This window comes from Streptomyces sp. NPDC049541, assembly GCF_044465725.1.
Lineage (GTDB): Bacteria > Actinomycetota > Actinomycetes > Streptomycetales > Streptomycetaceae > Streptomyces.
Window position 1 is genome coordinate 592,095 of the sequence record NZ_JBITLY010000002.1, and the last position, 15,402, is coordinate 607,496.

The window sequence follows — 15,402 nt, forward strand, 5'->3', positions numbered from 1 at the left end:
GGAGCAGGGCAAGGGGGCTGCTCCCCCGGGACAGGCGGCCCTTGCTCAGGGCCCTTGGCGCCTTGCCCGGGTTTGAGCCGTGCTGAGACGTGTAACGCGATCGGTATGACCCAGTCGAAGCGTGAGACAGAGCGAAAGTACGATGCTCCGTCGGCCGATGACACCTCGTGGCTCCCCGACCTCACCGGCGTGGACGGCATCGTGTCGGTCGTGGACCAGGGCATCGACGAGCTGGACGCCGTGTACCACGACACCGAGGACCTGCGGCTGGCCGGCGCGTCCGCCACGCTGCGGCGCAGGACGGGCGGCCCCGACGCGGGCTGGAACCTGAAGCTGCCCCTGTCGCAGGACAGCCGGGAGGAGGTGCATGCCCCGCTCTCCGAGAAGCTTCCGGAAACCCTGCGTGACCTGGTCCTTTCCCGTACCCGCGGGGCAGAACTGGCGCCGGTCGTGCGCATTCGGTCCACCCGCCGCACCCGGCAGCTGGTCGACTCCGAGGGAGCGGTCCTCGCCGAACTGACCGTCGACCAGGTCCGCGCCGAATCCCTTCGCGGCATGACCACGCTGGCCGCCTGGACCGAGATGGAGGTCGAACTCGCCGAGGACACCGAAGTCTCGCTGCTGGACGCCGTGGACAAGGCGCTGCACAAGAACGGCATCCACCGTGCGGCCAACCCGTCCAAGCTGGCGCGGGCCCTTGAGGAGACAGGAGTGGGCGGTCCGCGGCTGCCGGACGTCCGGGCCGAGATCGTCGTACCCGGCTCGGCCGGCGACGACGTCCTCACCTACGTGGACGAGCAGATTCGCACCCTGGTGCGCCTCGATCCCGCGGTACGCCGTGACGTGCCCGACTCGGTGCACCGGATGCGGGTCGCCTGCCGTCGGCTGCGCAGCACCCTGCGTTCCTACCGGTCGGTGCTGGACCGTGAGATCACCGATCCGATCCGCGACGACCTCAAGTGGCTGGGCGGCGAGCTGGGCGCGGAGCGCGACCAGGAGGTCCTCATGGAACGGCTCGGTGCGCGCCTCGAGGCCTTGCCCACGGAACTGGTCCTCGGGCCGGTGGCGGCCCGGTTGAAGGCCTGGAACGTCGCCAACACCGACGAGGCGCGTCGACGCACCCTCGATGCCCTGCGCTCACCCCGCTACCTGGCCCTGCTGAACTCCCTGGCCGAACTCACCGAGCAGCCGCCGCTGCGTCGCAAGGCCGCCCGCACACCGGAGAAGGTGATGGCCAAGGCGATCTTCAAGGAGTACGACCGGTTGGCCGGCCGGGTGGCGCATGCGCTGGAGCTCTCCCCCGGGACGGAACGCGACGTGGCGCTCCACGAGGCCCGCAAGTCGGCCAAGAAGACGCGCTACGCCACCGAACCGGCGCGTGCCTCGCTCGGCAAGCCGGCGAAGCGGCTCGGTAAGCGTGTGAAGGCCGTGCAGAAGGTGCTCGGCGACCATCAGGACAGCGTCGTGGCCCGGGACGCCCTGCGGAAGCTGGCCCTGGCGGCGCACGCCGCGGGGGAGCCCGGTTTCACCTGGGGCCTTCTGTACGGCCAGGAGCAGGCCGTGGCCGCGGACCGCGAACGGGAACTGCCGGACGCATGGGCCGAGGCGTCGAAGCCCGGCCTGCGCAAGGCGCTCACACCCTGATGGCTGCCCGCGCCGGGGTCCGGCCGGATGCGGGCCACCCGCCAGGGTGAAACCACCTGGGCATTCGGGCCGGTGCACCGAGCCCCGTCCGCGGCGGCAGGGGATCGTGGCGGAGTCGCGACACCGGACTTCGTAGGAGAAAACGCATGCTCGGCACCGACTTCCGCACCGGATCACCCAACTGGATCGACCTCGGCAGCCCCGACACGGACGCGGCCGCCGCCTTTTACGGAGCCGTCTTCGGGTGGCAGTTCGCGTCCGCCGGGCCCGAGGCCGGTGGATACGGGTTCTTCCAGAAGGACGGGAAGACCGTCGGCGCCCTCGGGCCGCTGAGCGAGGAGGGGGCCGGTTCGGCCTGGACGACGTACTTCCAGAGCGACGACATCCAGGCCACCGCCCGCGACGTGGTGGCCGGCGGGGGCGCCGTGCGTGCCGAACCCATGGACGTCATGGGCGAGGGTTGGCTGGGCCAGTTCACCGACCCCCAGGGCGCGCAGTTCGCCGTATGGCAGCCCGGCAGGACGAAGGGCCTGGAGAAGGCCTCGGAGGACAACACCCTGGTGTGGGTGGAACTGCACGTCGCTGACCCGGAGGCGGCGATCCGCTTCTACGCCGGTCTGTTCGGCTGGCGTTCCCAGGAGATGCAGGCACCCGGCATGACGTACCGGGTGCTCAGCATCAAGGACGGCGACCAGCAGGAGGGCTCCTTCGGCGGTGTTGCACCGCTCCAGGGCGAAGGTGAGGAGACGCGCTGGGTGCCGTACTTCGCCGTCGCCGACGCCGATGCCATCGTGACGAAGGTGCAGGAGAGCGGCGGATCGGTGCTCATGCCTGCCTCGGATGTGCCGGACGTCGGCCGGATCGCCTGGCTCGCCGACCCGGCCCAGGCGGTGTTCGCCGTCCTGAAGCCGAACCCGCGGCAGGGGTGACGGCTCCTCAGATGCGGGCCGGAGGCGGCGGTGACGTCACCGCCGGCTCGGCATGCCGGGTCATGCTCATCACCGGGCGCCCTTCGCCGCGAACTTGGCCACGGCGTCGGCGTCGTCCTTGGTGATGAAGGCGGGGCCGTTCAGCACGGGGGCCGTGCTGCCGCCGCTGAAGTTGCCGTCGGTCTTGTTCAGGGCGTGGGCTTGGCGGCGGTCAGGGCGATGCCGTCGGCCCTCTGGTCGATCGCGTTCTGCACCAGGTTGGCCTGGTTGCCGGCGTTGGGGCTGGTGACGTCAGTAGGTTTGTCAGGACGTATCGACAGGAAGGCCGAGGTGTCAGGCCCTCCCGTGTACCTCCTGCGAGCGTCGTGACAGTGCGTCGATGACCACCGCGGCGAAGAGCACCCCGCCCGTGATGACGAACTGGATGGCCGTGGGGGTGTCAGTGATCGCCATGCCGGACGCGATCGACTGGATGACCAGCATGCCGAGCACCGCGGACCAGGTCGTACCGCGTCCTCCGAACAGACTGGTGCCGCCGATGACGGCTGCCGCGATGGCGTTGAGCAGCAGCACACCCGATCCCGAACTCTGGCTGACCGAGGTGATGCGGGAGGCGAGGAACAGGCCGCCGACCGCGGCCATCGTCCCGGAGACCGCGAGCACCGCGGTCTGGATGCCGATCACATTGAGGCTGGCGCGACGGGCCGCCTCGACGCCGCCGCCCAGTGCGTAGACCTGCCGGCCGTAGTGCGTGTGGCGCAGGACGATGTCGAGTCCGGCGACCACCACGAGGAAGATCAGAAGGGCGAGCGGCAGCCCCTGGAACCGGTTGAGCAGATACGCCGTGGTGAAGGCGACCACGGCGAGCCCTCCCGCTCGTACCACGATGTCCCGCATCGATCGGTGCGGCATGCCGGCGGCCACACGGCGGCGCCGGCCCAGGTACGAGATCAGGAAGACGAGGCCCGCGCAGAGAGCCGCCAGTCCGTAGGCGACGGCGTCATTGGTGAAGTAGTAGCTGGTCAAGTCGGCGACCAGCCCGTTCTCGTCGAGGTTGACCGTGCCGCTGGTGCCGAGGACGTAGAGCATCAGACCGTTCCAGGTGAGCAGCCCCGCCAGGGTGACGACGAAGGCCGGTACCCGGGTCTTGGCGCAGGAGAAGCCCTGGAGGGCTCCCGCCGCGGTGCCCGCGAGCACCGCGAGGACGAGGGCGATCCATTCGGGCACGCCGTTGTTCACGTTCAGCACGGCGAAGATGGCCGCGGCGAAGCCGCTGATCGAGCCCACCGACAGGTCGAGTTCACCGAGCAGCAGCACGAACACGATGCCGACCGCGATCAGGCCGGTGCCCACGATGTCCACGCTGAGGTTGGACAGGTTGCGGGGTGAGAGGAAGTTGTCGTTGAGGGACTGGAAGATGATCCAGACCGTGGCGAGAACGAGGACCACGGGCAGTGAGCCCAGTTCTCCGGCGCGGAACCTGCGTCGCAGGAGGTCGGCCCCGTCCTTCGCGGCGAGGGCCAGGGCCGCCCGGCCGTGCGGCCCGCGGGGCTCGGCGGCCGTGGCCTCTTCGGCCCGCGTGTTGTCCGTCATGTGGCGCATCCCTTTCACCACGCCTCGTGGGTGGCCGGCCGGCGGGGCACGTTCTCCGTGGCACCGGTGATGGAGGAGATGATCTGTTCCTGGGAGGCGGTGTTCACGTTGAAGAAGCCGTTGTTACGGCCGAGCCGCAGCACGGCGGCCCGGTCCGCCAGCGCTTTGACGTCCCCCATGTTGTGGCTGATGAGCAGCACTCCCAAGCCGCGCTCGCGCAGCGCGTCGACGAGGTCCAGGACCTCGGTGGTCTGCTCGAAGCCCAGCGCCGCGGTCGGTTCGTCCAGCAGGAGCACCCGGGGCTCGCCCAGGAGTGAACGTGCGATGGCGACCGTCTGGCGCTGGCCGCTGGACAGGGAGACCACCGGGGCGCGCAGTGCGGGCACGCTCCTGGTGAGGCGTTCGAGCAGCTCGATGGTGCGGCTCTCCATCTCCATCTCGTCGAGGAAACCGAACCTGCGGATCTCCCGGCCGAGGAAGAGATTGCCGACGACGTCGAGGTTCCCGCACAGCGAGAGGTCCTGGTAGACGGTGGCGATGCCGAGGTCACGGGCGTCGTGCGGGCGCCTGATGTGCACCGTTCGCCCCTCCCACTCGATGACGCCCTTGTCCGCGGGGGCGACACCGGAGATCACTTTGACGAGGGTGGACTTGCCGGCCCCGTTGTCGCCGAGCAGGGCGACGACCTGGCCGGCGTGGATCTCCAGCTCGACGTCCTTGAGGACCTCGACGGCGCCGAAGCGTTTGCACACGCCGTGCAGCGCCAGCAAGGGGGAATCCGGCACTCGGACCATCTCCTTCCCGGGGCTCGGACTCGGCGAAGCCGGTTCGTCAGGTCAGTCCGGACCTGCTGCAGGCGGCCTCCAGTCGGGGGACGCAGATCTGCCGGACGGTGTAGAAGCCGTCCTTGACCAAGGTGTCCTTGATGGTGGCGGCGGTCACGGACACAGGAGTGAGCAGGACCGCAGGAACGGTCTTCCCGCCGCTGGTCGTGGCCTTGTCCCTGGCGACCTGCTCGAGGCCGGTCCGGCGCGCCGCGGCCACGGCCATGGCGGCACCGGCGGAGGCCTCGGGGCCGAAGGGCTTGTAGACGGTCATGTACTGATCGCCGGCCAGGATGCGCTGCACGGCCCCGAGTTCGGCGTCCTGCCCGGTGACCGGGGGCAGCGGGTCGACCTTGTTCGCCTTCAAAGCGGAGATGCCGGCTCCGGCGAGTCCGTCGTTGGCGGCGTAGACCCCCTGGATACCGGTCACGCCCAGTGCGGCGATGGCGCCGGCCATGTTCGTGTTCGCGATCTCCGGGCGCCACTGCGGTGTGTCGTACTCCTTGCCGATCTTCACTCGGCCCGTGAGCACGGACAGCGCGCCCTTCTTGAACGACACCGCATTGGGGTCGCTGGGATCACCGTTCAGCATGACGATCTGGGGCAGGTGGCCCTGGTTGCCCATGGCCTTCAGCAGTGCCCTGCCCTGGAGCCTGCCGACCTCCTCGCCGTCGAAGGAGACGTAGCCCGAGATCGGGCCCTGCGCGAGCCGGTCGTAGGCGATCACCGGGATGTCCGCCTGGGCCGCCTCCTGCACGGACGTGGCGAGCGATCTGGCGTCCACCGCAACCAGCACGATCGCATCGACGCCCCTGGTGATCACCGAGTCCATCTGCTCCTGCTGGAACGCCACATCGCCCTTGGCGTTGGCGGACTCGATCGTGCAGCGCCTGCACAGCTCCATGATCTTCTTCTCGAGCAAGGGCCTGTCCTGGGTCTCCCAGCGGGCCGTGGTGGCATCCGGCAGCAGCAGGGCGATCTTCGGTGCGGTCCCCCCGTCGGAGGTGCTTCCGGTGCCCGACCCGCAGGCCGAGACGGCGACGGCCGTCGAGACCGCGGTCATGACCATGGCCGCTCCCCGTATGCAGGCCCTCATGTGCGAGACCTCCCTCCGAGCGCGGGTCGGGTGGTCACGCCGGCATGGAGATCCAGAAGATCACTGGTCGCTGCCCGCACGCGGCGACACCTGGCCCTCTCACGTGAGCGGCAAGACGACCATGCCGTCAGTGTGGCACCGGCCACGACGATCTGCGAATGCAGTGGCGGTTTGCTCCAATATGCGATTCTGTTGTGGGGACGCCCGATCTCAGCCGCATCCGCGGCACGGACGGGAGGTAGGTTGCGGACATGCCTGAAGACGGCGGTGCCCGGGCCGGAGTCTCTCAGCTGCGGGCATCCGGAGCCGATGCCGCGGACGCGGGCGGGCAGCCCGCGGTGCCGGAGGCGGCGGCGGACGAGCGCGCTCTGACCTTCGCCGGAGTGGCCATGGCAGCCGTCTATGTGCCCACCGGTGACACGGACGAGCTGCGACTGGCGGAGACGGCCCGCTGGGCCGTTTCCGACCACCGGCTGCCCGAGTGTCTGCCCCTGTCGGGGGGCTCACCCGCCGCGCACGCCTTCCGCACCGACCGGCCGCTGTGGCTCACCCCCGCGGAACTGGCCGCCTACCCCGAGGGCGCGCCCACCTCTGCGCACCCGGAGGCCTCGCTCGGTGCCCTGCCGCTGGAGGCGGACGGCAGCCGGCTCGGCTGCCTCGTCGTCGTCGGCGCCGGTGCGGAGGGCTTCGAGGACGAGCAGCGCCGCTTCCTGGAGCGGTACGCCGACGCCGTCGCCGGTCTGCTGCTGGCCGCCGCCGGCCGGTCCCCGCCGTCGCCGCTGCTGGGCCCCGCGCTGCGGAGCCTGCGCGTCGGCTCGTTCGTACTGGTGCCCGACACCGGCCTGATCGACGCGGACGACGCCCTGCTCGAACTCCTCGGTATCACGCCGGCCGACTTCGACGGCAAGGCGGATACCCTGCTCGCCCACGCCCTGCCCGAGGACATGCACGCGCTGGTGTCGGTGCTGGAACCGGCTCCCCAGGCGTTCGGCCGGCGGGAGCTGGAGTTCCGCGTGCGCGGCCCGACGGGGGAGATGCGCTGGCTGAGCCTGAGCTGCCGGGTCCTTGCGGCCACCGACGACTGCCCCGAGCAGGTGCTGGGCGTGGTGACGGCGACCTCCGTGCTGCGCCGCGGCCCCGACGACGTCTCCAGGATCCAGTGGCTGACCGCCGCACTCGACGAGGCCACCACCGTCCGTGACGTCAGCCGCGTCGTGGTCACCGCGCTGCGAGAGCCGCTGGGCGCCGACCGGGTGGCCCTCGCGGAGCTGCAGGGCGACCGCCTCATGGTCACCGTGCTCGATCCGCCGCAGCCCGCGGCCTGGCCCGAGGCCTGGCGCGCCGAGTGGCGCACCGAGTGGCCCGACGCACCGGTCAGCGCCCTGCCCACCCTCCAACTCGCCCTGCGGGACGGACGCTTGGACCTGTGGCCGGCCGGCACGGCCTTCGAACCGAACCTGGCGGGTATCGGCGACGGAGGCCTCGCCGTCCTGCCGCTGCCCGCCAAGGGCCGCGTCGCGGGCCTGTGCCTGGTCGGCTGGGACCAGCCGCACGAGTTCGCCCCCGACGAACGGTCCCTGCTGACCGCCACCGCGGCGCTGGTCGGACAGGCCCTCAAACGGGCGCACGAGCACGACGCCGAGCAGGAACTCGCGACGATGCTCCAGCGCAGCCTGCTGCCCCGGCGCCTGCCCGAGCTGCCCGGCGGCACGGCCGTGGCCCGCTATCTGCCCGCCAGACGGGGCCTGCAGGTGGGCGGCGACTGGTACGACGTCATCGCCCTGTCCGAGGACCGGGTCGCCCTGGTCATCGGCGATGTGCAGGGCCACAGCGCCGGAGCCGCGACCATCATGGGCCAGATGCGTACGGCCGTCAGGGCCTACGCGGTGGAGGGCCACCCGCCCGACGTGGTCGTCTCCCACGCCAACCGCCTGCTCGTCGGCATGGAGACCGACCTCTTCGCCACCTGCTGCTACGCCGAACTGGACCTGGAGCAGGGCAACACCCTCTTCGTCCGGGCCGGGCACCTCGCCCCCCTGGTGCGCCACCCCGACGGCAGCACCGAGGAGATCGAGGTCGAGGGCGGACTCCCGCTGGGCATCCTCGAAGAGGCGGAATTCCCCATGACGGCGGTGGAGTTGTCTCCCGGCACGGTCCTCGCCCTGGTCACCGACGGCCTGGTCGAGGCCGCCGGCCTGCCCCTCGACGAGGGCATGCGCCAGAGCCGCACGGCGCTCGCCGCGGCCGACCCGGAGGATCTGGGGCGCATGGCCGACCAACTGCTCGGCGACGTCGGCCGCCGCGAGGACGACGTCGCGGTGCTGCTGCTGCGCTACGACGGCATGGGCACCCGGCCGATCAGGGCCGGCTGGGTGGTGTGGCGGCTGCCCGACGCCGTCATGCACGCCCGCCGCTTCACCGCCCGCACCCTGCGCAAGTGGCAGGCCGAGGACGTGGCCGACGCGGTCCTGCTGGTGGTGTCCGAACTCGTCACCAACGCCCTGGTGCACACCCAGGGCCCGGTCCGCCTCGACCTCATGCTCCGCGGTGACCGGGTACGGGTCTGCGTGGGTGACTCCTCGCCCCGTGCGCCCGCCAAGCCGGTGATCGTGGACTGGGAGTCGACCGGCGGCCGGGGTCTGCTCCTGGTCGAGGCGATGTCGGAGTCGTTCGGCTCGATGCCGGTGGCCGGCGGCAAACAGGTGTGGAGCGAGATCGTCCTGCCGGGACGAGCACCGGCGGCCACCGCCTCGGACCCGGGAACGGAACGAGGAGGCCGAGGGTGAGAACCCGCCTGTGGCAGATCGTCGCCGCGCTCGTCGCGGGACTCCTGACGATGTCCCAGGCCGCCTGCGAAGGAGAGGGCACGGCGGGATCGGGCGGCTTCACCGTCGGCCTGCTGCTCCCGAGCCGATCGGTCCCCCGCTGGGAGCACTCCGACCGGCCGCTGATCGAGAAGCGGCTGAAGGAGCTGTGCCCGCACTGCACCGTGGAGTACGCCAACGCCGAGGACGACGCGGACCGGCAGCGGCAACAGCTGACCTCCATGATCACCAAGGGGGTGAAGGTCCTGATCCTCGACGCCGCCGACGCGCGGGCGCTGCGTTCCTCCATCGCCGAGGCCCACCGGGCGGACGTACCGGTCGTCGCCTACGACCGGCTCGCCGAAGGCCCCGTCTCCGGTTACGTCAGCTTCGACGGGGCACAGGTCGGCAGGCTCCAGGGCGAGGCGCTCCTGAAGGCGATGGACGGGCGGGCGAAGAGCAGCCAGGTCGTCATGCTGAACGGCGATCCCACCAGCCCCAACGCCGCCTGGTACAGAAAGGGTGCCCTGTCCGTCCTGGCGGGCAAGGTCAGGATCGGCAGGTCGTACGACGTCCAGGGCTGGAGCACGGACGACGCCCACGCCCAGATGTCCGCCGCCGTCGCGGCCCTGGGCCCGGACCGGATCGGCGGGGTCCTGGCGGCCAACGACGCGATCGCCGCGGGTGCCGTCTCCGCACTCAAGCGCGCGGGCGTCAGGCGGCTTCCCCCCGTCACCGGTCAGGACGCCGACCTCGACGCCGTACGGCGCATCGTCGTGGGCGAGCAGTACATGACGGTGTACAAGCCGTTCCGGGCGGAGGCGGACGCGGCCGCCGCCATGGCCGTGGCGCTGGGGCGCGGCGACGATCTCAGCAACGTCGCCACCACGACCACCCACAGCCCCACCAACAGCCGCATCCCGTCCGTGCTGCTCACCCCGAGGGCTGTCACGGCCCGCACCATCGAGCAGACGCTCGTCAAGGACGGCGTGTACACCGTCGATGAGATCTGCACCCGCGCGCTCCGGCCCGCCTGCCAGCAGGCCGGACTCGCGCGGTAGCCCCGTCACGAGGTGACAGGCGGTCATTTCCACGGGCCCGCCCAGGCCATCCGTGGAGGATGGCGACGGGCGGGCCTTCGCCTGAGCGGCCGGCCGCCCATCACCCGCGTCAACAACCCTGCGGGTCAGTACAACTGGTGCCGGTGCTCTCCGATCCTGACGGTGCCGGTGGTCCTCGTACCGTCCCGGTTGTCGTAGACGACGTCGCCGGTGGACTTCTTCCAGATCCTGATGCGGTACGTGTCCGGGCCGTCGGTGGCGGTGACGCGGAACGCGTAGCCGCCGTGGCCGTCGACCGTGCCGGAGCCCTGGTAGACGGCCCGGGAGCCGGTGATCACCAGCCAGTCGGAGCCCGTGGAGCGGAAGGTGAGCTTGGCGGCGCCGAAGACGAACACGGCCTCACCGGTGGGGGCGGTGGCCCCCTTTCGGTAGCGGGCGTCGAAGGAGAACGCCGCCTTGCCGGTCAGTCCCGGCCTGGCCGGGAAGGCGCCGGCCGGTGAGGTGATCGTGCCGGCGCCGAACGCCGGACCGGCGCCGCGGTCGTAGACGATCACTTCGGGGAGCGTCCTGCTGTCCGTACCCCCGTCGTCGTCCGAGACGGTGATCACCGGGCGGTGGATGCCTGCCGTGGCGTAGAGGCGCTCGGCGCGGCAGGTGTCGCCGGAGGCGGTGATCCGGCCCGATGTCGGTTTGGTGCCGTCCTGCCAGTCGATGGTGCAGGAGTGGCTGTCGGAGGTGCCCGGATCGGTGAAGGAAGCGGTGACGACCACCGGTTTCCCGACTGGAGTCGGGGTCGCCGGGCCTGTCGCCGAGGTGATCGACGGGGCGGCGTTGGAGACCGTGACCGTCGTGGTGTCGATGCTGCGGCCACCGCTCAGGGTGAGCTTGAAGGTGCCGTTGTCGGTGCAAGTGACCGTGGTGCGGGCCGAGCCCGGGTCCGCGACCGTGCAGGGTGCGCCGTTCTCCACCGTCCACTTGGGTGTGCCCGCACCGGAGATGGTGCCGGCCAGCGGGACGGCGTCGCCCTCGGTGCCGGTGGCGTCCGGGCCCGCGTGCACGATGGTCACGGGGTCGATGCTCGTGAGCGTCGGGACGACCTTCTTGAGGAGTCCGTCGGAGTCGAACTCCATCTTGTCGATGGTGGTTTCACGGTGGGTGCCGTCTCCGCCGGGGATGGCGAAGCGGTGGTAGGCGATGTACCAGTCGTCGGTGTTCGGGACGTGCACGACGCTGTGGTGGCCGGTGCCCTTGATGCCCTGGGAGAGGTCCTTCGAGAGGATCACGCCCCGCTTGGTCCAGGGGCCGGTGGGGGAGGGGCCGGTGGCGTAGGCGACCCGGTAGTTCTCGTCCCGGGTGTCGTTCTCCGACCACATGAAGTAGTAGGTGCCCTTGCGCTTGATGACGAAGGAGCCCTCGTTGTAGCCGCTCGGGGTGATGTCCTTGACCTTCGAGGTGTCGATGGAGGTCATGTCGGCGCCCAGCGGGACGACATACGCATGGCCGTTGCCGAAGTACAGATACGACTGGCCGTCGTCGTCGGTGAAGACCGCGGGGTCGATCATCTGCCCGCTGAACTGACCCGCCTTCAGGAGCGGCTTGCCCAGCGCGTCCTTGAACGGGCCCGTCGGAGAGTCGGAGACCGCGACGCCGATGTTCGCGTCGGCGCAGAAGTAGAAGTAGTACTTCCCGTCCTTCTCGGCGATGGTCGGCGCCCAGGCCCTGCTGTCGGCCCAGGAGACGTCCGGGCCGAGGTCGAGGATGACACCGTGGTCCTTCCAGTGGACCAGGTCGGTCGAGGAGTACGCCTTGAACTGCGTACCGCTCCAGCCGTCGAAGCCGTCGGTGGTCGGGTAGATGTAGAAGGTGTCACCGAAGCGCACGATGTTCGGATCGGCGTTCAGGCCCGGCAGCACCGGGCTCTTCATCACGACGGCTGACACCGTCCAGGTGCGCTTCTTGCCGTCGGAGCCCGTCACCTCGTACGTCACCGGCTTGCTGAAGTCCTGGACGCTGCCGGAGGCGGGGCTGATCGCCGCGCCGTGCGCCAGGGTGAACTCCGGTGCCAGTGAGGTGAGATCGGTGCCTTCCTTCATCGGCAGCGTGATCTTGCTGTCCGCGTTGTCGACGATGGCGGCGACCTTCAGATCAGGGTGCGAGGCCTTCGCGATGCCCGCCGTGTTGCCGCTGAGCTCCATGACCTCCGTGGCCGACAGGGCCCGGTCGTAGATGCGGAAGTCGTCGACCTCGCCGCCGAAGTACGGGTCGGCCGAGTACAGGGACCGGCCGATGTAGCCGCTGTAGTCCTTGTTCGCGTCGTACAGCTCGGACGGCTTGATGGTGGTCGTGGTGCGGGCCGCCTCGATGCCGTCGACGTAGAGGACCATCGTGCCGGTCGAGCCGTCGAGGGTCACGGTGACGTGCCGCCACTCGCCGGGCGTGAGCTGCGAGCCGGCCGTCAGCTTCGACTCCGCCGACCAACTGGCCTTGGTGATCGCCGAGTAGAGGCTGGAGCCGCCGTTGGAGGGGGTGGCGAAGAGGTACCTGTTGTTGTCCGGGCCGAGCCCGAACAGCCACTGGAAGCTGCTGCCGCCCTTCCACTTCGCGTACGTCGACACGGTCACGCTGTCGGCGTTCTTCAGCACCCCGTTCGGGATCTTCACATACGGTGAACTCGACGCGTCGCCCGACATCTTGAACGAGCCGCCCCGTACACCCGTGCCGAAGTCGGGCGTGTGGACATAGGTGCCGTGGTAGCCGTGTCCGCTGGAGTCGTGGGCGATGTTGCCGCCCGTCTCGTCGAAGTCGTAGTGCAGCAGCAGATCGGCCGGGACGTCGGCGCCCTCCTCCGACACCGTGACCTCGGCCTGGACGGGGAGGGCGGCGCCGTCCGGCAGGCTGCCGGTCACGGTGAAGGTCCCGGGGTTCGCGTAGGCCGAGGCGGGGACGTCGTCCCAGGCGACGGCGACCGGCCGGTCGACTCCGTCGGCGTACTTCGCGATCACGGTGGCCGGCAGGACCGGCGCCTGGCCGGTCTTCGTCTTCACCTTCACCCCCTCGACGCTCTCCACCAGCTGGTCGGGCTGGTAGGCGCGCAGCAGTCGGTCGTACTCGGCCTGGGTGACGGGCAGGACGGTGCCGTGGCGGGGCCTCGCCGGCAGGTCGTAGCCGGTGGACGGGGTCCAGTTGCCGGAGGCCGGGTCCGTCGTCTCGAACGGGAGGTAGCCGCGGCCGCCGAACTCGTCGAGGAAGGCGTACCACTTGTCCTCGGTGTTGGACTTGAACACCAGCGGACCCTCGGCCGCGCTCATCGTGCCCTTGCCGATGCCCTCGGCGACCGGGTCCCAGGAGCCCAGGATGGAGTCGCTCTTCTCCTCGAAGATGAACTTGCTGTTGGGGGTGGAGGAGGTGTTGTTCCGCTCGTCCTTGGACAGGCGGTAGTACGTCCCGTCGTGCTGGATCATCGTGGAGTCGATGACCGAGTAGCCGCGGTCGATCCACACCTTGGGCTCGCTGAAGGTGTAGAAGTCGCGGGTCGTGGCGTACATCATGCGGTTGTACGTGTCGCCGCTGTGCTCGGCGTTGTCGTAGAGCTTCGACGCCCAGAAGACCACGTACTCGCCGCGTTTCGCGTCGTAGAAGGCCTCCGGCGCCCAGGTGTTGCCCGCGCTGTCGGGGGAGATCTTCACCAGCCGCTGGTTCGTCCAGTGCACCAGGTCGGTGGACTCCCAGATCATGATGGACTTGCTGCCGGTGCGCTGGGCGGCGTCCCAGTCGCCGTTGCCGTAGATCCTGAGGTCGGTGGCGATCTGGTAGAACTTGTCGCCCTCGGGGGAGCGGATGATGAACGGGTCGCGCAGGCCCTTCTCGCCGAGCGTGGAGGTGAGGACGGGCTTGCCGTCGTTCAACTCCCGCCAGTGCAGCGGGTCGTTGCCCTTGCTGAGGGCGTTGTAGATCTGCTCACCGTCCGCGGTGCCCTCGCCGGTGAAGTAGCTGAACATATAGCCCTTGAGGGCCGCCTCGGCGGGCAGTTCGGGCACATGCGCGGTGAAGGTGCGGGTGGCGGTCGCCCCGCCCTTGGTGACGGTGGCGGTCAGTTCGACGGTGGTGGCGCCGTCGCCGTGCGCGGGGCGGTGGACCACACCGTCGGCGGAGACGACGTCCGGGTTCGCGGAGGACCAGGCGACCTGCGTGGCGTACGGACCGCTCGTCGGGAGGGTGAGGTTGCCACGGACGTCGTCGAGGTTGTGGACGGTCAGCGCGTCGGCCGCCTGCTGGGTGGCGGTGCCGTCGTCGAAGTCGGGCAGGACCGTCACCTCGAAGGTGCGGGTGTCGGTGACCGTGCCCTTCTTCAGGGTGGCCGTCAGCGTGGCGTGGCCGTCCGGTGCACCGGCGGCCGGGCGGGTCACCTTGCCGGAGTCCGAGACGACCGCGGTGTTGTCGCTGGCCCAGCTGATCGTGGAGCCGCCCGCCGTACCGGTCTTCGGCAGGTCCAGGTCGGCGGTGACGGCGCTGGTGTCACCGAGGCTCAGGGCCGCCCTGTCGTCGGCGACCCCCTGTGTGTCGACGGGGAGGGCGAGTTGCTCGACCTCCGAGCCGGCCAGTGCTCGGTCGTATACGCGGAAGTCGCGGATGCGGCCCTTGAAGAGCTTGTCGCCGGAGTACACGGACTTGCCTATGTAGTTGGCGGTGGTGGTGCCGGAGCCGATCGTGCCGGGGGTGATCGTCACCGCCGTGTTGCGGGCCACCTCGACGCCGTCCTCGTAGAGCACGCCGGTGGTGCCGGTCTGGGTGTAGGCGAGGTGCTTCCAGACCCCGCGGGTGAGGTTGTGGGAGTCGGACGGCTTCGTGGTCTGTTCCGTGGACCAGTTGCCGGTCGCCACCGAGGTGCGCAGTGAGTTGCCGGTCGTGAACAGGTAGCCGTTGCCGTTGCCGCCGCTGGAGTTGCCGAAGCCGTAGAGGAAGTACGGGGTGCTCTGCGCGGAGTCGAGGAGCACGTCCAGGGAGACGGTGATCGAGTCCATGCCCTTCATGACGTCGTCCGGCACCTTGATGTAGGTGTCGGAGCCGTTGAAGGCGAGCCCCTGACCGGATGCCGACCAGTCGGCGGTGCCGCTCACCGTGCCGTCGCGGCCGTTGCCGGAGGCGTCGCTCACGGTGGTCCCGGATCCGCCGTCGAGTTTGTACCAGAGGGCGAGACCGTCCGAGAGGTCGGAGGCTTGCGTCTGTGCCGCCTGCGCGGGGAGGGCGGGACCGGCGAGGGTCAGGAGCATCGCGGCGGCGGTCAGTCCGGCGAGATGGCCCGCCAGGCGTCTCACGCGGCCGCGAAGTCGTGCGCTGTGCGTCATGTCGGGATTCCCTGCTGAGACACGGCTGATGGGGGGAAGGGCGGGGGTGCGGGCAAGCGGGAGCGGGCCGACAGCGCATGCGCCGAGGGCCTGGTGTTACGTGGAG

8 protein-coding genes and 1 pseudogene are annotated in these 15,402 nt (G+C 70.2%); 4 read left to right on the top strand and 5 right to left on the bottom strand.

The window, feature by feature from the left end; translation table 11 throughout:
• Window positions 1-105 precede the first annotated feature (105 nt).
• Window positions 106-1,644, top strand: coding sequence for a CHAD domain-containing protein (locus tag ACIBW9_RS09820; protein ID WP_398953069.1), 1,539 nt, complete (start codon window positions 106-108; stop codon window positions 1,642-1,644).
• A gap of 146 nt (window positions 1,645-1,790) precedes the next feature.
• Entirely contained in the window at window positions 1,791-2,573 is a 783-nt protein-coding gene (locus ACIBW9_RS09825; RefSeq protein WP_398953071.1) for a VOC family protein, read from the top strand.
• Between the two features lie 69 nt (window positions 2,574-2,642).
• Here the strand turns inward: ACIBW9_RS09825 and ACIBW9_RS09830 are convergent.
• From ACIBW9_RS09830 to ACIBW9_RS09845, 4 genes and pseudogenes are all read right to left on the bottom strand, one after another.
• Window positions 2,643-2,765 (bottom strand): annotated as a pseudogene (locus ACIBW9_RS09830) (sugar ABC transporter substrate-binding protein); the annotation flags it as partial.
• A gap of 141 nt (window positions 2,766-2,906) precedes the next feature.
• The gene (locus ACIBW9_RS09835; protein WP_398953073.1) at window positions 2,907-4,175 is read right to left on the bottom strand and encodes a sugar ABC transporter permease; all 1,269 of its coding nucleotides are present in this window, start codon (window positions 4,173-4,175) and stop codon (window positions 2,907-2,909) included.
• 5 nt (window positions 4,176-4,180) lie between these two features.
• Window positions 4,181-4,960, bottom strand: coding sequence for an ATP-binding cassette domain-containing protein (locus tag ACIBW9_RS09840; RefSeq protein ID WP_398953075.1), 780 nt, complete (start codon window positions 4,958-4,960; stop codon window positions 4,181-4,183).
• A gap of 37 nt (window positions 4,961-4,997) precedes the next feature.
• A complete protein-coding gene (locus tag ACIBW9_RS09845; protein WP_398953077.1) occupies window positions 4,998-6,086 on the bottom strand; it encodes a substrate-binding domain-containing protein in 1,089 nt (362 codons plus the stop codon).
• A gap of 251 nt (window positions 6,087-6,337) precedes the next feature.
• On the opposite strand from ACIBW9_RS09845, the gene ACIBW9_RS09850 reads away from it, so the two are divergent.
• On the top strand, window positions 6,338-8,872 hold the full coding sequence (locus ACIBW9_RS09850; protein WP_398953079.1) for a SpoIIE family protein phosphatase: 2,535 nt from the start codon (window positions 6,338-6,340) through the stop codon (window positions 8,870-8,872).
• Window positions 8,869-9,951, top strand: a complete 1,083-nt coding sequence (locus ACIBW9_RS09855) for a sugar ABC transporter substrate-binding protein (RefSeq protein WP_398953081.1) — start codon at window positions 8,869-8,871, stop codon at window positions 9,949-9,951. The genes ACIBW9_RS09850 and ACIBW9_RS09855 overlap by 4 nt, the downstream gene beginning before the upstream one ends.
• Before the next feature lie 125 nt (window positions 9,952-10,076).
• Here the strand turns inward: ACIBW9_RS09855 and ACIBW9_RS09860 are convergent, their stop codons facing one another.
• Complete coding sequence (locus tag ACIBW9_RS09860; protein ID WP_398953083.1) at window positions 10,077-15,296, bottom strand: family 43 glycosylhydrolase; 5,220 nt, start codon at window positions 15,294-15,296, stop codon at window positions 10,077-10,079.
• Window positions 15,297-15,402: the final 106 nt, after the last annotated feature.